Below are 16,391 nucleotides of genomic sequence, written 5' to 3' on the forward strand. Positions count from 1 at the left end.
TGAGACCCCGAGCTAACGCTCGGGGTTTTTTCGTTTTACGACCCCAAAAGCGTTGCTCGTCCGCTACGCTGTTCGTGCTTCGTCCGCTACGCTATTCGAACAGCGAACGTAGCGAGCGGACCAACAGCGCAGCGTACGAACAACGAATAACGCTTTTATCTTTCTTAGACTAAAGTCAACTAAGCATTTGCCTGATCCATTGCTATGCTGAATGGACTATAAGAAGTACTCATCTAGGAGAGGTAATTAGCATGAAAACGAACAAGACGTTGCTCGCAATGTTGAGCACCGGCGCGCTGTCCGGCTTAACCGTAATGAGCCCCGCCGCATTGGCACAAGACGAAAATGGCACGAATGTTGAAGCAGAAGAGCGCATTCAAGTTATCGGTTCACGCTTGTCGATGCGCACAGCCACCGACGGCACAGCACCAGTTGATATCATTTCAGGCGAAGAGCTATCAGCCAGCGGTATTACCGAAACTGCTCGTGCACTGCAATATGCAGTTCCTAGTTTTAACTTCCCAAGCTCATCGATCACTGATGGCTCAGACGCAGTGCGTCCAGCATCGTTGCGTGGACTGTCTCCGGACCATACACTGGTACTCGTAAACGGCAAACGCCGCCATATGAGTGCATTGGTTCACCTAAATGGTACCACCGGTCGCGGCAGTTCTAACGTTGATCTAAACGCGATTCCAATTTCTTCTATCAAACGTATCGAAGTGCTGCGCGACGGTGCAGCAGCGCTGTATGGTTCTGACGCGATTGCTGGTGTTATTAACATCGTGCTCAAGGATCAAGCTGAAGGTGGCTCGATCACCGCAAATGCCGGGCAAACCTATGAAGGCGACGGCGAACAGTACAAAGTTCATGGTAGCACCGGATTTGCCTTGGGCGATGATGGTCACTTTACCGTTGCCGCTGAATACCACCACAAAAATAAAACCAATCGTGCCGGCCTTGATCCGCGTCAACAATACCCTCTTGTTGATGGTGAACTCGACCCGCGTGAAGAAACGTTTGATCGATTGAACCACCATGTAGGTGCTGCATCCTTCGAGAACAAAGCCGTCTTTTTCAATGCCGCACTGGCAGTAGGTGAGGGCGAACTCTATGCCTTTGGTGGTGCGAGTGATCGAACGTCGCAAAGTGGTGCATTTTATCGTCGTGCGCTCGACAACCGAAATATTGTAGAAATTTATCCTGATGGTTTCTTGCCGTTATTGAGCCCTGAAACCCAAGACATGTCAGCTTATGTTGGCTATCGTTTTGATCTGTCAGGCTGGGCGGTCGATGCTAGCGCTGGTGTTGGCGAAAGTGAATTCCAGTACCGCTTAGAAAACTCTTTAAATGCTTCGATTGGTCCTAGCTCACAAACCGAATTTGACGCGGGAACCCTAACCACTGATGAATTTAACGCGACAATCGATTTTCAGCGTTTCTTTCCGTTCGTCAACAACTCCGATCTCGCCGTTGCCTTTGGTGTAAGTTACCGTGAAAACAGCTATCAAATCGCTGCAGGTGAAGAAGCTTCTTATCTTAACGGTGGCTATCAGAACCGTCCTGCGGGTAGTCAGGGCTTTACCGGTTTTAAACCTGAGTCAGAGGTTGATGAATCCCGTGATAACACTGGTTTCTACTTAGAAGTCGAAAATATGCTGACCGCCAATTTTCAATGGGGTGCAGCTGTTCGATACGAGGATTATTCGGACTTCGGTAGTAATACCAGCTGGAAGGTATCTGGTCGTTACGATCTAAATGATGAATGGGCAATTCGTGCGACGGCAAATACTGGCTTCCGTGCGCCGAGCGTACAACAGTTGTATTTCTCGAATATTTCTACCCTGTTTGTCGATCGTGGTGATGGCCTTCAGGCAGAGCAAAGCGGTACCTTTAATAATATTAGTCCAGTTGCCCAAGCTTTAGGTATTGAAGGTTTAGAGCCGGAAGAGTCGCAAAGCTTTAGCGCAGGTGTGGTCTATAACGGTTACGAGGGCTTTACCTTAACCATTGACGCTTTCCAGATCGCTATTGACGACCGCATTATCCTTTCCGGAGATTTGAGCCCAGAAGATTCTCCCGCCGTTGGCGATGCTCTTGCCGCAAGCGGTGCTGACAATGCGCGCTTCTTTGTAAACGCCGTTGATACCACCACCCAAGGTGTTGATGTGGTTGCTTCGCAAACATTTGAGCTTGAGCAGATGGGGTCTTTACGCGCACAACTTGCGTATGGCTACAATAAGACTGAGATCGATGACATTAATCTACCGGTCCTGCTCGACGGGTTAGAGGATAATCTGTTTGATGGTGTTGAGCGCACGCGAATGACACGTTCAGTGCCGCGCAATAGCGGTAGTGTTGCGTTTACCCATAATCTAGGTGATCTAGAAACTCGTCTAGCATTCAATTACTTCGGTGATTATGTTCTCGAGAACAACCAAGGTGTGCAAACTGAATTTAGCGCGAAATGGGTTACTGACTTGTCTGCCAAATACTTGCTTACTGACCAGTTAACGGTGAGTGCGGGCGTGCAGAACTTGTTCGATGAATATCCAGACAAGCAACGTCCAGAAAGTCAGTTCAACGGCATCTTTATGTATCCAAATACCAACGCGCCATTCGGCTTTAACGGTGGGTATTACTACGCTGAACTAACGTACAACTTCTAAAACTAACTGTGAATCGAGTTGTGAAAACCGCCACATAGTGGCGGTTTTTTTATGCCTCACACTTTTCCATAAACATAACCTGTTGAATAAAAAGAAATAAAAAGATGGCACGAATATTGAATAGACAAAGCATAGAAGTACAACATAAAACGTAGCAACCGCTTGAAGTGGTTTAGTTGGAGAACACTATGCGTAAACAATCAACTTGGCTTTGGGTTATCGCCGGACTGTTAGCTTTATTTCTTTTTGGTGACGAGATTTTAGGACTGATCGGTGCTGTGGTCGGTTTAGTGATTAGTATCGGCGTAACGGGTTTGGTTTTGGTCGCTATAGCGCTTGGCGCTTTTGCTCTGGTAGTTGCCATTGGAGGGAGCATCGCAGTCGGTGTTGCTGTTGCCGGCGTGGCATTGGTAGCAGTTCTCTTTAGTTGGCTATGGCCGTACCTGTTGCTGTTAGGGATTCTGTATTTGTTAGTTCGAAAACGCCCAAAAGCTGTGTAAACTAACCCCATGAATTAGCATGGGAGAATCTTGTGAAGCGATTACAACTATTGGCACTGGCAGCATGTTTTGTTTTGCCGCTGAGTGCTTGGGCCGATGTTACGGTCAGCGATGCTTGGGTAAAACCGACGATCCCAGGTACAGAAAATGGTGCAGGCTATTTTGTTATTCGTAACGACGGCGCTCAGGCCGTTACATTAATTGGCGTCAATAGTGATGCTTCACGTGCCAGCGAAGTGCACCAGCATGTTATGAATGAAGAAGGTATGATGCGCATGCGCCGCGTGCCTGAGCTTACTATTAATGCTGGAGAGCAGGTGGTTTTCCAGCCGGGTAGCTATCACATTATGTTTTTTGGTGTAAAAAATCCGTTTAGGGTGGGCGAAAGCGTTGCTTTTCAACTGCAATTCACCGATGCTGACGCGCTAGACGTTGTGGCCGAAGTGCGGTCGCTAAAATGATAGCTAGTCGAGTTTAAAGGAGTAAGGCATGCGCAAAGTAACTATGGCTATGGCGTTACTAGCCAGTAGCGTTGGTGTTGTGGTAGCACCGCAAGCGAATGCGGATACCGTATTCGGTGTTTATGCAGGTGTACAGGCTTGGCAAACGGATACCAGTGGGTCTTTTGGCTCTGAGCAAATGAGTCCTGATTTTTCGTTTGGTGATGAACAGCAGGGCAGCGCTTACATTGCCTTTGAACATCCAATCCCGCTCATCCCTAACGTGAAAGTTCGGCAAAATGACCTTACAACCGACGGTAGTCAGCTGCTCAACGAAGAATTTTCGTTTTTCGGCACAACATTTGCGGCCGATAGTCGCCTTGACTACACAGCTGACCTGAGCCACACCGACTACACGTTTTACTATGAACTCTTCGATAATGACTTAGTGTCGTTCGACCTTGGTGTAACTGCGAAACGCGTGGATGGTAGTATCGAAGTCCGAGGCCAACAAACGCTACAAGGGCAAAGTACCGACGGTTGGATCCCAACACTGTACAGTCAAGTGCGTGTTGGCATTCCAGCGACAGACCTTACGCTATATGGTCTTGCTAATGCGGTCAGTATTGAAGACTCAAAAGTAGAAGATTACGAGTTTGGTGTTGAGTATCGCCCTATCGAGAATCTCGCAGTCGATGTGAATCTGCAGCTGGGTTATCGCGTTTTCAATGTTGAGCTAGACGACCTTGATGGTATTTACTCAAACTTAGAGTACAAAGGGCCTTATTTAGGCGTTGAATTTCATTTCTAAGCGGTGCTAGCAATAAGCGCCGTTATTGATACGGCGCTACATTCACTGCATCCATTTGATAAGCGACAACAGCTAAATCACCTTCAGCACGTTCAACCTTAATCGTGCCTTCAACCCATACTGGATTAAAAGCTTGGCGAATCGGATAGCCTTCCGGAAAGCGCACGAGCACAACCTGATTGGGCGGTGGTGGTGGTACGTGGATGCAAGCTCCCTCATACGGCACTAACAGAAACTCCGTTACCTTGCTGTCTTCAGCTTGCAACTGCACCACGAAGCCTGGGATACGGATTTTCTTACCATCTAATGCTTCAACCACTGGCGCATTCATATCGGGCTGACCCATTGCTTCCGGGTTCATGTCGTAAAAGGCCTGACTGCGGACCGGTGGGGGCTTGTAGCCCTCAGGGACGAGGTCTTTCCATTCTGTTTCAGCAAACTCCTGTCCGTAAGCTGGCAGCGCAAACGCCACGCAGAACGACAACATACTTGCAAATAACCACTTCATAGCTTCACCGTAAGTCCGTCCGCTAACGCGTTGCGATAAGCGCGCCATGCGGGAAATAAACTGAGTACCGTTGCAGCAAGTAAGATTGCTAACAAAAGATACAACTCGCGCAAGGTTAGTACACTTGCGCTAACGTGGATACCGAGCTGTTGTTGCAATAGTTCGGCGCCAAAAATTAACACACTATAGAGGCCGACGGTACCCAACATGACACCGACCAAGGTTACGACAAATGCCTCAACGACTAATAACCCCAAAATCGTAATAGGTCCTGCGCCAATAGAACGTAAGACTGCCATTTCGCGGCGGCGTTCACGTAAACTCGCCAACAGTGTCGTCAACATCCCTAACAGACCCGTAATAACCACGAGTACTGAGATAGCGACCAGAGCGCGTTCAAACAGACTTAAGGTACGCCAAAAATTTTGTAATGCGAGGCCAGGCATTATTGCTGATAAAGCTTCACCACGATACGTGTTGATGGTGCGTTGCAGGCGTAAAGCAAGAGCGGGGTTTTCAAGGCCCAGCAATACCGCACTCAGGGTATAAACCGGAGGCTCTTGATGCGCTTCATGTTCATGTCGGTCATGTTGATGGTCTTCACCGGCGTGATCATCATGCTCATCGGCGGGAAGGTACTCACCATGGACAAGCCCTTGTGCCTCTAGCGGAATAAAAACGCCCCGATCAATAGGCGTGCCTGTTCGTTTAAGTACACCGACGACGCGAAATGGATGCGCATCGTGCTGGCTAAAGCTGATCTCGCCGGTACCGTGAGCGACGATGAGGTCATCATTGACTTGCAATTGCCGCTCACTTGCGGCTTCGGCGCCTAATACCGCAATGGTCAGCTCGTCGTGCTGCTGGAATGAGCCTCCTGCGGCAAACTGCAACGGCCGTTTGTTACCGTATTTAAAGCGCTCAAACAAAGCATCGGTGGTCGCAATGACCGGAAAGCCGTGAACACTGTCGCCCATCGCCATTGGAATATGCCAAGTCACGCCGGGTAGCTCGCGTAAATGCTCGTAGCTTTGCCAACTTAAAGTATTCGAAAGATTGCCAATATGGAAAACACTACTTAGCAATAATTCAGTTGAGCCAGTACGGGCTCCAACAATTAAGTCCGTTCCTGAAATTGTATTTGAGAAATTCGCTTGGGTTTGCACGCGTATACGCTCAACCCCGAGTAATAATAAGGTGCTTACCGCAATGGCTAAGATCGTCAGCCACACGCTACCGCGACGGTTCCACAGACTGGCTATTGCGAGTTTAAACATCGCGTCCTCCGCCGCCGTGGTTGATGTCGCTCAATTCGATAGCCCGCGGAAACAAAGGCGCTAACGTAGCGTCATGCGTGACGAACAATAACGTTGTTTGTTGCGCATCGCAGGCCTCAAAGAGGAGTTGAATAAAGTCATCGCGATGGGCTTGGTCAAGCGCAGACGTTGGCTCGTCGGCGATAATCAGAGCAGGGCTGCCAAGTAGCGCTCGCGCAGCAGCCACGCGCTGCTGTTGCCCCACGCTTAACTGGTGTGCGGGTTGCCGTTGTTGTGCCGCGGTTAACCCTAAACGGGTTAATAAGTTCTCTGCTTCCGCTGATATGGATTGTTGCGCAAGTCGTTGACGACGTGCTGGGGCAAACTGGCATGCGAGGGTCACGTTAGCCATTGCCGATAAATAGGGTAAGAGATTAAATTGTTGGAAAATATAGCCAATGTCATTTGCCCGCAAGCGATCGCGGCGATGCTGACTGAGACCTGCAAGATCCTCGCCAAGCACCTTTACTTGGCCTGGGCCACTGGTGTGAATGCCCGCAATAAGGCCCAGCAACGTTGACTTGCCGCTACCACTTGCACCCCGCAGTAAAACGCGTTCACCACGATTGATCGTTAGCTCTGGAATGCTCAGCAGCGGCAACTGAGCACCCGGCCACGTAAACTGAAGTTGCTTCAGCTCGACACAGGTGCTCATAGGCTTTATTTGGCTTGCGCGCGTTTAAACGAAGAAACGATTTCTTCTTTTGCTTCGTTGATATCGCCCCAGCCCTCAACTTTCACCCATTTGCCTTTTTCGAGCTCTTTGTAACGCTCGAAGAAGTGAGTGATTTGCGCTTTAAGCAATTCTGGCAAGTCGTTCACGTCTTGAATGTGATCGTACTCTTTGCTCAGCTTGCTGATAGGTACGGCGATAACTTTCGCATCTTCACCTGACTCGTCCGTCATTTTCAAAACACCAACTGGACGGCATTTGATGACCGAACCAGCTTGCAGTGGGTACGGTGTAGGAACCAGAACATCAACCGGGTCACCGTCGAGCGATAAAGTATCGTTGACGAAACCATAGTTCGCTGGATAGAACATCGGAGTCGCCATAAAACGGTCAACCCAAAGGGTACCGGTATCTTTGTCGACTTCGTATTTGATCGGATCTGCGTTCGCAGGGATCTCGATGATCACATTCACTTCATCTGGCAGGTTCTTGCCTGCACTTACATCACTCAAGCTCATGGTGTTTCCTATTGATAACTTAAAGTCAGAATAAAAGTTTTGGCCGCTTATTATACGTTGCTTGGCGCGGAATGCGAACCTTGCAGATAGCTCAAACAGGTATCTACTTCGTTTGCTGAGCCCAAAATAACGCCAATACGTTGATGGATGTGCTCAGGTTGTATATCTAAAATACGCTGTTCGCCGCTATGGGCTCGACCACCGGCTTGCTCAACCAGATAGGCCATTGGATTACCTTCGTACATCAAGCGCAGTTTGTAGGGTTTACCTGGCTTACGTTTGTCCCAAGGATAGGTAAATAAACCGCCGCGACAGAGAACGCGATGCACGTCGGCAACCATTGCGGCAATCCAACGCATATTAAAGTTCTTGCAACGTGGCCCAGTATCGCCTGCTAATAAATCGTCAATGTATGTACGCATTTCTGGCTGCCAATGACGGTAATTCGACATATTGATAGCGAACTCGCAGGTGTCTGCTGGGATCTCGACATCTTCATCGGTCAGCAAGAACTCGCCAACGGTCGTGTCTAGAGTGAACACTCGAACGCCCTTGCCGGTAGTGAACACTAACATCGTTGAAGGGCCATAAAGAACGTAACCCGCCATCACTTGTTCGCGACCTGGCTGTAAGAACATTTCAGTACCGGAGCGACCATCAGTTGGCGTTGGTAAGACCGAAAAAATCGTCCCGACCATGCTATTGATGTCGATATTTGAGCTGCCGTCGAGCGGGTCAAAGGCGACCAAATAACGACCGTCGTCAAAGCCTTCAACAATGCCTTCTTCTTCTTCGGAGGCGACCGCGCGGACAAATTTATTTTCGAGCAGAATATCTTTTAGCAGCTGATTGGCGAGCACATCGAGTTTTTTCTGTGTTTCGCCTTGGATGTTTTCGTCAAGCGTTGAGCCGAGAACACCGGCAAGTTCTCCCTGATGGAGTCGGTAGGAGATTTCTTTTGCACAAATCTGCAAAGTATTGATGACTGAGATTAGGCCTTCGGCGACTTGATCACGGCGTAACGTCGGTATTAAACGCTGCATAACATCCTCATTTGGTGGGCTGCTCAAAATCGCGGCTAAGTTTACCGCAAAAATAGGTAAATTGCCTGCAAGAATCTCCGTAAAAGTGTCTTGCATGCTACACTAGCCGCATTTTCGTGCACCGATAACGTAGAACGAGCTAAATTTTTATGCACATTCATATTCTAGGCATTTGCGGTACTTTCATGGGAGGAATTGCCGCTCTGGCAAAGGCGATGGGACATCATGTCACCGGTAGCGATGCCCACGTTTACCCACCGATGAGTGACCAACTGGCAGCATTAGGGATTACTGTTTATCAAGGCTACGACGCCTCACAGCTCGAGCCACGACCTGACCTTGTTATCATTGGTAATGTGCTGAGCCGCGGCAATGCCGCGGTGGAAGCGGTGCTTAACCAACGCATTCCGTATCGGTCTGGGGCACAATGGCTGCATGATGAATTACTGCAAGATAAATGGGTTTTGGCGGTGGCTGGCACCCATGGCAAAACGACAACCTCGAGCATGTTGGCGTGGATTTTGGCTTTCGCAGGTTATCAACCGGGGTTTTTAGTGGGTGGCGTGTTAGCTAACTTTGGTTGCTCGGCACAGCTCGGTAACAGTGATTTCTTTGTCATTGAAGCCGACGAGTATGACACAGCGTTTTTTGATAAGCGTTCGAAATTTGTACACTATCAGCCGTCGACCTTGATCCTCAATAATCTCGAGTATGATCATGCTGACATTTTCCCCGATCTCGCGGCAATTCAAACGCAGTTTCACCATTTAGTGCGAATTATTCCCGGCTATGGTCAAATTATTTATCCACAACAAGATGAAAATCTAAAAGAAGTTCTCAAGCGAGGCTGTTGGAGTGAACTGCAGACCCTAGGTGGTGACTGGCAATTTAAATTATTAAGCGACGATGCCACGCAATTCGAAGTCATGCATGGCAATGAGTGCGTCAAAGTGCAATGGCAAATTGTTGGTACGCATAATGCGACCAATGCCATTATGGCGATGGCTGCAGCGCATCACGTTGGCGTGCCACTTGATGTGGCTGGCGCAGCACTTACCGAGTTCAAAAATACCAAACGTCGCTTGGAGTTACTCGGTAGCCCCAATAACGTTGCGGTTTATGATGATTTTGCGCATCATCCAACCGCTATTCGACTAACCATCGATGCGCTTCGCGCAAAAGTGGGTGCCGAGCGCATTGTGGCTGTGTTGGAACCACGTTCGAACACCATGAAACGTGGTGTGCATGCGGCGGAACTTGCGCCAGCATTGGCGACTGCCGATGCTTGTTATTTGCTGCAGCCGGAAGGCATCGAGTGGCAGTTGAGTGACTATGTGCCTAATGCAGACATTAGCCACACCACCGATGAACTACTCGAGAAATTGGAACGTACTCTATCGCCTGGTGATCACGTTTTGATCATGAGCAACGGTGGCTTTGGCGGTTTGCACCAACGCTTGCTTAAGGCGTTAACAGCAGCAGAGGAGAATCACCATGAGTCGATCTAGTCAGGCAATAACACTCGCGATTACTGGCGCCTCGGGTGCACCTTATGCAGTGCGTTTGTTAGAATGCTTGCTGCAACAGCAGCAACAGGTTCATCTGCTGATGTCCAGTGCGGCGCGCGTGGTCTTTGCAACCGAGCTGAACTGGCAGTTACCGGCTGCGCCAAAAGCGATGGGTGATGCCTTGCGAGAACGCTTTCAGGTCACCGCTGAGCAATTGCAGGTTTATGGCAAAGAGCAGTGGTTCTCGCCTGTCGCCTCCGGTTCAGCAGCGCCGAAACGTATGGTGATTTGCCCATGCTCAACGGGAACCTTGTCGGCTATTGCCCACGGTGCTAGTGACACACTACTCGAGCGTGCTGCGGACGTGGTTATCAAAGAGCGCGGGCAATTGATTGTGGTACCACGTGAAATGCCGCTGTCGGCGTTACATCTAGAGAACATGCTTAAGCTAGCGCAATTGGGTGTCACGGTCATGCCTGCTGCACCTGGCTTTTACCATCAGCCGCAAAGCATCGATGATTTGGTTGATTTTGTGGTGGCGAGAATTCTTGATCATTTGCAGTTAGCACAAGAGCTGCAACCGCGTTGGGGCTACGATCAGTCAGCAGCGCGAGAGGAGTCATAACAGTACATGAAAGCTTTATCGATAAAAGACTTACGGAAGACGTATAAAGGTGGTTTCGAAGCGTTAAAGGGGATCAACCTTGAAGTTGAAGAAGGTGACTTCTTTGCGTTGCTAGGCCCGAATGGGGCCGGCAAGTCGACAACCATCGGCATCATTTCATCATTGGTGAACAAAACCTCGGGTGAAGTGAATGTTTTCGGCTATGACCTCGATACTCAATTAGTTGAACTGAAGCGACAAATTGGTTTGGTGCCGCAAGAGTTCAACTTTAATCAGTTTGAAACGGTGCGCCAGATTGTGGTGAACCAGGCTGGTTATTATGGTGTACCGCGTGAAGTGGCTCATGAACGAGCAGAACATTACCTCAAGCAGTTGGGCTTATGGGATAAGCGAGACTCACCTGCGCGCATGCTCTCGGGCGGCATGAAACGTCGTCTGATGATCGCTCGTGCCTTGTTACATGAGCCGCGGTTATTGATTCTTGACGAGCCCACCGCTGGGGTTGATATCGAGCTGCGACGCAGCATGTGGGATTACCTTGAAGAGATTAACAAGCAGGGTATTACCATCATTCTAACGACACATTATCTCGAAGAAGCTGAAACTTTGTGTCGCAACATCGCGATTATCGATCACGGAACCATTGTGGAAAACACCTCGATCAAGCGTTTGTTAGCTACCTTGAACCGTGAAACCTTTGTTTTGGATATCAGTCGGGGTGACGAGCAGCGTATTGAACCGCAACTCGATGGCTTTACCATGCGCCAAACCGATGATCACACTATTGAGGTAGATGTCGAAAAGTCGCAAGGCTTAAACAAGGTGTTTGAGCAACTAAGCGCACAAGAAATTAAAGTACTGTCGATGCGTAACAAAGCAAATCGCCTGGAAGAGCTGTTTGTTGATCTGGTAGAGCGTGGGCGAGCAAACAAATCTGCAGCAGGAGCGAAATAATGGCAGCGTCGTATAGTTTTATTGCCTTAAAAACCATCTGGATCAAAGAGTGCACCCGCTTTCTACGGATTTGGATTCAGACCTTGGTACCGCCAGCGATCACCATGACCCTGTATTTCATCATTTTCGGTAGCATCGTTGGTGAGCGGATTGGGGATATGAGTGGGCGGCCTTATATGGAATTTATTGTGCCTGGCCTGATCATGATGTCGATCATCACCAACTCCTACTCGAATGTTGCATCATCGTTCTTCAGTGCGAAGTTTCAGCGCAACATCGAAGAAATGTTAGTCGCGCCGGTATCGACACCGGTGATTATCGCTGGCTACGTTGGCGGTGGCTTGGCACGTGCGTTGATTGTCGCCGTGATCGTGACCGTGGTATCGTTCGCTTTCGTCGAAAACGTCAGTATTAATCACGCTGGGATTTTAGTGCTTACGGTGATTTTAACCTCGACATTGTTCTCGTTGGCCGGGCTTATCAACGCCGTTTATGCCAAAACCTTTGATGATATCTCAATTGTACCGACCTTCGTATTAACGCCGCTGACGTATTTGGGCGGGGTATTTTTCAGCATTAGTCTACTCCCCGGAGTGTGGCAAACCGTTGCGCAAGCGAACCCTATTTTGTACATGGTAAATGCGTTCCGTTATGGCTTTTTGGGCGTGTCGGATGTGAACGTCGGCGTGGCGCTAGGCGTGATTGTCGCGTTTAACATTGGCTTCTTCTTGACGGCGTACACGTTATTACAGCGTGGCGTGGGGATTCGCTCGTGACAGCAAAGGAATCGCGTCCAGTAACGACGAACCAGCACGGCAATCATGAAGATCTCACGCAAGTCGTTATGCGGCATTTGCGCTCGCCATTTAAAAAGCCGATTCAAGAACATAACCGTGAGGCTTTTGAGCAGGCTGCGCAACAGGTTGCGCAATGGTCCGGTCCGATCATATTGGATAGCTGCTGTGGCGTAGGTGAGAGTACTGCATGGCTGGCGCAGGAGCATCCCGAAGCACTGGTGATCGGCGTCGATAAATCCGCCCATCGCCTGCAGCGGCACGCCAATTATGAAACTTCTGAGCAAGGGCAGCGCTACTTGCTGGTGCGCGCCGATCTACAGGATTTCTGGCGACTTGCAGTCGAGCAACATTGGCAACTCGAGAAACATTACATTTTGTATCCAAATCCTTGGCCTAAAGCTGCTCACCTTAGCCGCCGTTGGCACGGCAGCCCAGTCTGGCCTTATGTTCTGGGCCTTGGTGGTGAGTTGGTCATGCGTTCAAATTGGGTCACCTATTTAACCGAAGTTGCGAGTAGTTTGGCGTTAGTGAACTGTGCCGCGAGTTTACAGCCGTTATTGGCCAAGCACGCAGCAATCACCCCGTTTGAGCGCAAATATCAACGCAGTGGCCAGCAACTTTGGCAATTGACTGCTAACCTACCCGAAGACGGTCGCTATTTTTCCGCGATCGAGGCAGAATAAGCAGTCCTGTAACCGTTGAGTTTCAGCTCTAAGGATGAAGCGTTGAGTGACCAAGTTTTTGCTGAAGTAAGTGAAGAAGCTCTCTTAAAGATCTTTACTTTGCCAGAGGCTCCAGAGTCGACCCTCGGTCGCATCGAAAAAGATCTTTCAGAAAACCTAATGGGCTTTCTTGGTGAGCATATTGTCGCGCGTGAGAAGCCTTTGCACGAGATCGAGCAGAACTTTTCGGCAAGTGAGGTACCGGAACAGCCGCGCTATGTATCTGATCACACAGAATTCTTATTGAATAACTTGGTTGCGCATTCGGTACACACCTCATCACCGCGCTTTATTGGGCATATGACCTCAGCCTTGCCTTACTTTCTGTTACCCCTGGCCAAACTCATGGTCGGCCTAAATCAGAATTTGGTGAAGATTGAAACTTCGAAAGCGTTTACGCCGTTAGAGCGCAACGTTTTGGGGATGTTACATAACCTGGTTTACGGCCGTGATGCAGATTTTTACCGACGTTGGATGCACAGCGCGCAGCATTCGCTAGGAGCAATGTGTTCTGGCGGAACAGTGGCAAATATCACTGCGCTCTGGGTCGCACGTAACTTGCTGTTAAAACCGACCAATGGCTTCGCTGGTGTCGCCGCTGAGGGGTTAGCGGCCGGTTTGTCGCATTATGGCTACCGTCGTTTAACGGTGATGGTGTCGGAGCGCGGGCACTATTCGTTGGCCAAGGCTGCCGACGTACTTGGTATTGGCCGCCACAATTTGATTGGTGTTGCCACCGATGACCACAACCGTATTCGTCTGGATAAACTACGTGAAGCCTGCGATCAAGTCGCCGCCGATGGTGGCAAAGTGCTTGCTATCGTGGGCGTTGGTGGCACTACTGAAACAGGTCATATTGACCCGTTGAATGAGTTGGCCGACTACGCCGCAGAGATCGGCGCACACTTCCATGTAGATGCCGCATGGGGCGGAGCCACGCTAATGTCGGCAAAACATCGTCAGCTCCTCGCTGGAGTCGAACGCGCGGATAGCGTGACGATTGATGCGCACAAGCAAATGTATGTGCCGATGGGTGCGGGCATGGTGCTGTTTAAAGAGCCAGGTATGGTCCGAGCGATTGAACATCATGCGGAGTATGTCATTCGTCACGGCTCGAAAGACCTTGGTGCGCATACCATGGAAGGCTCGCGTCCGGGGATGGCGATGCTGGTTTATTCAGCGATGCATGTGATGGGTCGCCGTGGCTACGAGCTACTTATTGATAAGAGCATTGAAAAGGCCAAAGCTTTTGCAGCGTTGATCGCCGCACAAGACGACTTTGAGGTGATTACTGAACCGCAGTTGTGCTTGCTGACCTACCGTTTTGTGCCGCGCCAAGTCAAAGCGGCGTTACAGCACGCAACTCCTGAACAAGTCAAGCGCTTAACCCCGCACTTGAATGCCATTACGCGGTTTATTCAAAAACGTCAGCGTGAAACCGGACGTTCGTTTGTGTCACGAACCAAACTGAACCCTGGTCATTATCATCGCGAGCCGACCGTGGTGTTTCGTGTGGTCTTGGCAAATCCATTAACGACCATAGAGATGTTGCGAGAGGTGTTGGAGGAGCAACGCGAAATCGCTAACGAGGCGATGAGTTTACGCGGTGCTCTCCATACCGAAATGCGTGAACTAGGGCTGTTAGCGCGCCAAGGGTAGCTTAGCGCGCGAACTGCAGGTTATCGATTAAGCGCGTGCGGCCTAAGAACGCAGCGACCAGCACGACTAATTCTTTATCGTCGGCCGTAGCGGCTTGCAAGTCTGCTTGCCGACGTAGTTCGAGATAATCCACCCGAAATCCGTTGTTTTCAAGCTGGTGTCGAGCGGTTGCGAGCGCAACCTCGTGGTCTACCCTTTGCTCAACAATGGCGGCCGCCAAAGCTCGAAGCGTTTGATAAATGAGCGGGGCTTGCTGGCGCTCAGATACCGACAGGTAACCGTTGCGCGAGCTTAGCGCCAAACCATCTTCGGCACGCTCTGTCGGCATGCCGATAACCTCCACAGGCATGCTCAGGTCTTGCGTCATTAAGCGAATCACTTGTAACTGCTGGAAGTCCTTTTCACCAAAGATGGCAACCTGGGGTTGTACCATGTTGAATAACTTGGCAACAATCGTCGCCACGCCACGAAAATGTCCAGGTCGGCTTGCGCCGCACAATATATCCGATAGCTGTGGTACTTCGATAAAGGTTTGCGCCGCTAGCCCGCGCGGGTAAACGTCGCTGACTTGCGGAGCAAAAACGCCATGCGCGCCTCGTTCGGCAAGGGCTTGACAGTCAGCGTCGAGAGTTCGGGGATAATTATCAAGATCTTCGTTGGCACCAAATTGTAGCGGATTCACAAAAATACTAGCGATCACGAGGTCAGCATGCTGTTTCGCTAAGTCGACCAACTTCAGGTGCCCTTCATGCAGGTTGCCCATGGTTGGTACCAAGGCAATGCGGCCTTGTTGCTGATCGCGCCACGCCCGTAACTCTTGCAGACTTTTAAACAATTGCATGGTCGTTAACCCTTGAAACTGTGTTCGGGGCCAGGAAAGCTGCCGTCTTTCACTTGTTTGACGTAAAGCTCAACGGCACCCGCAAGATCACCGGCCTCGGCTAAAAAGTCTTTCACAAACTTTGGTAAGTAGTCGCTATTTAAGCCCAACATGTCATGCATGACGAGGATTTGGCCATCGCAGTCTGGCCCTGCGCCGATACCGATTGTGGGGATGTCCAACGCCGCGCTAATGCGTTTGGCTAGAGAACTTGGCACACATTCAAGAACCAGAAGTTGTGCACCAGCTTCTTGTAGGGCGAGCGCTTGCCGCAACGTATTGTCAGCGGCACTTGCTTCTTTACCCTGTACTTTATAGCCACCGAGCACGTTCACTGATTGTGGCAACAGACCTAAGTGAGCACACACAGGAACACTGCGTTCGACGAGTTGGCGAATGGTTTCTAATAACCAATCACCGCCCTCGAGCTTGACCATGTTGGCCCCGGCACGCATCAATTTTGCGGCTTCTTGGCAGGCCTGTTCTGGCGTGGCATAACTCATAAAGGGCATATCCGCCATAACAAAGGCGTCTGGCGCACCGTTACGTACTGCGCGGGTATGGTAAGCAATGTCATCAACCGTCACTGGCAAGGTGCTGGACTCGCCAAGCACGACATTGCCCAGCGAGTCGCCGACCAGCATAAAATCAACACCTTGCTGCGCGAATAGTTTCGCGAAGGATGCGTCATATGCGGTGAGCGAGGCGATCTTCTCGCCTGCGGCTTTCATTTTTGCAAGTTTGGCGATGGTCGTTGCTGCCATGTTA

17 protein-coding genes are annotated in these 16,391 nt (G+C 50.0%); 10 read left to right on the forward strand and 7 right to left on the reverse strand.

What is annotated here, in order from left to right:
* Positions 1-314 precede the first annotated feature (314 nt).
* From NV375_RS11245 to NV375_RS11260, 4 genes are all read left to right on the forward strand, one after another.
* A complete protein-coding gene (locus tag NV375_RS11245) occupies positions 315-2,669 on the forward strand; it encodes a TonB-dependent siderophore receptor (RefSeq protein WP_258808466.1) in 2,355 nt (784 codons plus the stop codon).
* 188 nt (positions 2,670-2,857) lie between these two features.
* Positions 2,858-3,169, forward strand: coding sequence for a hypothetical protein (locus NV375_RS11250; RefSeq protein WP_126774048.1), 312 nt, complete (start codon positions 2,858-2,860; stop codon positions 3,167-3,169).
* 32 nt (positions 3,170-3,201) lie between these two features.
* Positions 3,202-3,630 carry a copper chaperone PCu(A)C gene (locus NV375_RS11255; protein WP_258808305.1) on the forward strand — a complete coding sequence of 143 codons (429 nt, stop codon included), beginning with the start codon at positions 3,202-3,204 and terminating at the stop codon, positions 3,628-3,630.
* A gap of 28 nt (positions 3,631-3,658) precedes the next feature.
* Entirely contained in the window at positions 3,659-4,420 is a 762-nt protein-coding gene (locus tag NV375_RS11260; protein ID WP_258808306.1) for a TIGR04219 family outer membrane beta-barrel protein, read from the forward strand.
* A gap of 22 nt (positions 4,421-4,442) precedes the next feature.
* Here the strand turns inward: NV375_RS11260 and NV375_RS11265 are convergent, their stop codons facing one another.
* Genes NV375_RS11265 through NV375_RS11285 form a run of 5 tightly spaced genes read right to left on the reverse strand, consistent with a single transcriptional unit; the run spans position 4,443 to position 8,478 of the window.
* On the reverse strand, positions 4,443-4,928 hold the full coding sequence (locus tag NV375_RS11265) for a DUF3299 domain-containing protein (protein WP_126774045.1): 486 nt from the start codon (positions 4,926-4,928) through the stop codon (positions 4,443-4,445).
* Positions 4,925-6,205 carry an ABC transporter permease gene (locus tag NV375_RS11270; RefSeq protein ID WP_258808307.1) on the reverse strand — a complete coding sequence of 427 codons (1,281 nt, stop codon included), beginning with the start codon at positions 6,203-6,205 and terminating at the stop codon, positions 4,925-4,927. Before NV375_RS11270 ends, NV375_RS11265 begins: the two co-directional genes overlap by 4 nt.
* Positions 6,198-6,899 carry an ABC transporter ATP-binding protein gene (locus NV375_RS11275; protein WP_258808308.1) on the reverse strand — a complete coding sequence of 234 codons (702 nt, stop codon included), beginning with the start codon at positions 6,897-6,899 and terminating at the stop codon, positions 6,198-6,200. Before NV375_RS11275 ends, NV375_RS11270 begins: the two co-directional genes overlap by 8 nt.
* 5 nt (positions 6,900-6,904) lie before the next feature.
* Positions 6,905-7,435: an inorganic diphosphatase gene (ppa, locus tag NV375_RS11280; protein WP_258241051.1), complete on the reverse strand. Its 531-nt coding sequence runs from the start codon at positions 7,433-7,435 to the stop codon at positions 6,905-6,907.
* A 50-nt stretch (positions 7,436-7,485) separates the two neighbouring features.
* Positions 7,486-8,478, reverse strand: coding sequence for a class 1 fructose-bisphosphatase (locus NV375_RS11285; protein WP_258808309.1), 993 nt, complete (start codon positions 8,476-8,478; stop codon positions 7,486-7,488).
* Positions 8,479-8,627: 149 nt separating this feature from the next.
* Here NV375_RS11285 and mpl point away from each other — a divergent pair, with 149 nt between their 5' ends.
* The 6 genes from mpl to panP are packed head-to-tail and all read left to right on the forward strand — an operon-like array spanning position 8,628 to position 14,743.
* Positions 8,628-9,986 carry a UDP-N-acetylmuramate:L-alanyl-gamma-D-glutamyl-meso-diaminopimelate ligase gene (gene mpl / locus NV375_RS11290; protein WP_258808310.1) on the forward strand — a complete coding sequence of 453 codons (1,359 nt, stop codon included), beginning with the start codon at positions 8,628-8,630 and terminating at the stop codon, positions 9,984-9,986.
* Complete coding sequence (locus NV375_RS11295) at positions 9,973-10,611, forward strand: flavin prenyltransferase UbiX (protein ID WP_258808311.1); 639 nt, start codon at positions 9,973-9,975, stop codon at positions 10,609-10,611. The genes mpl and NV375_RS11295 overlap by 14 nt, the downstream gene beginning before the upstream one ends.
* A gap of 6 nt (positions 10,612-10,617) precedes the next feature.
* Positions 10,618-11,565, forward strand: coding sequence for an ABC transporter ATP-binding protein (locus NV375_RS11300; RefSeq protein ID WP_126774035.1), 948 nt, complete (start codon positions 10,618-10,620; stop codon positions 11,563-11,565).
* Positions 11,565-12,341: an ABC transporter permease gene (locus NV375_RS11305; protein ID WP_198677706.1), complete on the forward strand. Its 777-nt coding sequence runs from the start codon at positions 11,565-11,567 to the stop codon at positions 12,339-12,341. The genes NV375_RS11300 and NV375_RS11305 overlap by 1 nt, the downstream gene beginning before the upstream one ends.
* Positions 12,338-13,045, forward strand: a complete 708-nt coding sequence (locus tag NV375_RS11310; protein ID WP_258808312.1) for a tRNA (guanosine(46)-N(7))-methyltransferase TrmB — start codon at positions 12,338-12,340, stop codon at positions 13,043-13,045. Before NV375_RS11305 ends, NV375_RS11310 begins: the two co-directional genes overlap by 4 nt.
* Positions 13,046-13,087: 42 nt before the next feature.
* The gene (gene panP, locus NV375_RS11315) at positions 13,088-14,743 is read left to right on the forward strand and encodes a pyridoxal-dependent aspartate 1-decarboxylase PanP (RefSeq protein ID WP_258808313.1); all 1,656 of its coding nucleotides are present in this window, start codon (positions 13,088-13,090) and stop codon (positions 14,741-14,743) included.
* 1 nt (position 14,744) lies between these two features.
* Here the strand turns inward: panP and panC are convergent, their stop codons facing one another.
* Both panC and panB read right to left on the reverse strand, forming a co-directional pair.
* Positions 14,745-15,584, reverse strand: coding sequence for a pantoate--beta-alanine ligase (gene panC / locus NV375_RS11320; protein WP_258808314.1), 840 nt, complete (start codon positions 15,582-15,584; stop codon positions 14,745-14,747).
* 5 nt (positions 15,585-15,589) lie between these two features.
* On the reverse strand, positions 15,590-16,387 hold the full coding sequence (panB, locus tag NV375_RS11325; protein WP_126774027.1) for a 3-methyl-2-oxobutanoate hydroxymethyltransferase: 798 nt from the start codon (positions 16,385-16,387) through the stop codon (positions 15,590-15,592).
* Between the last annotated feature and the right edge of the window lie 4 nt (positions 16,388-16,391).

The sequence above is a fragment of the Pseudidiomarina sp. CB1 genome (assembly GCF_024752025.1).
GTDB lineage: Bacteria > Pseudomonadota > Gammaproteobacteria > Enterobacterales > Alteromonadaceae > Pseudidiomarina.

What these genes read in the sequence shown, in the direction of transcription:
- panB (WP_126774027.1), bottom strand. Translation starts at nt 16,387, where the DNA reads ATGGCAGCAACGACCATCGCCAAACTTGCAAAAATGAAAGCCGCAGGC.
- NV375_RS11265 (WP_126774045.1), bottom strand. Translation starts at nt 4,928, where the DNA reads ATGAAGTGGTTATTTGCAAGTATGTTGTCGTTCTGCGTGGCGTTTGCG.
- ppa (WP_258241051.1), bottom strand. Translation starts at nt 7,435, where the DNA reads ATGAGCTTGAGTGATGTAAGTGCAGGCAAGAACCTGCCAGATGAAGTG.
- NV375_RS11275 (WP_258808308.1), bottom strand. Translation starts at nt 6,899, where the DNA reads ATGAGCACCTGTGTCGAGCTGAAGCAACTTCAGTTTACGTGGCCGGGT.
- mpl (WP_258808310.1), top strand. Translation starts at nt 8,628, where the DNA reads ATGCACATTCATATTCTAGGCATTTGCGGTACTTTCATGGGAGGAATT.
- NV375_RS11300 (WP_126774035.1), top strand. Translation starts at nt 10,618, where the DNA reads ATGAAAGCTTTATCGATAAAAGACTTACGGAAGACGTATAAAGGTGGT.
- NV375_RS11285 (WP_258808309.1), bottom strand. Translation starts at nt 8,478, where the DNA reads ATGCAGCGTTTAATACCGACGTTACGCCGTGATCAAGTCGCCGAAGGC.
- NV375_RS11305 (WP_198677706.1), top strand. Translation starts at nt 11,565, where the DNA reads ATGGCAGCGTCGTATAGTTTTATTGCCTTAAAAACCATCTGGATCAAA.
- NV375_RS11260 (WP_258808306.1), top strand. Translation starts at nt 3,659, where the DNA reads ATGCGCAAAGTAACTATGGCTATGGCGTTACTAGCCAGTAGCGTTGGT.
- NV375_RS11270 (WP_258808307.1), bottom strand. Translation starts at nt 6,205, where the DNA reads ATGTTTAAACTCGCAATAGCCAGTCTGTGGAACCGTCGCGGTAGCGTG.
- panC (WP_258808314.1), bottom strand. Translation starts at nt 15,584, where the DNA reads ATGCAATTGTTTAAAAGTCTGCAAGAGTTACGGGCGTGGCGCGATCAG.
- NV375_RS11250 (WP_126774048.1), top strand. Translation starts at nt 2,858, where the DNA reads ATGCGTAAACAATCAACTTGGCTTTGGGTTATCGCCGGACTGTTAGCT.
- NV375_RS11295 (WP_258808311.1), top strand. Translation starts at nt 9,973, where the DNA reads ATGAGTCGATCTAGTCAGGCAATAACACTCGCGATTACTGGCGCCTCG.
- NV375_RS11245 (WP_258808466.1), top strand. Translation starts at nt 315, where the DNA reads ATGAGCCCCGCCGCATTGGCACAAGACGAAAATGGCACGAATGTTGAA.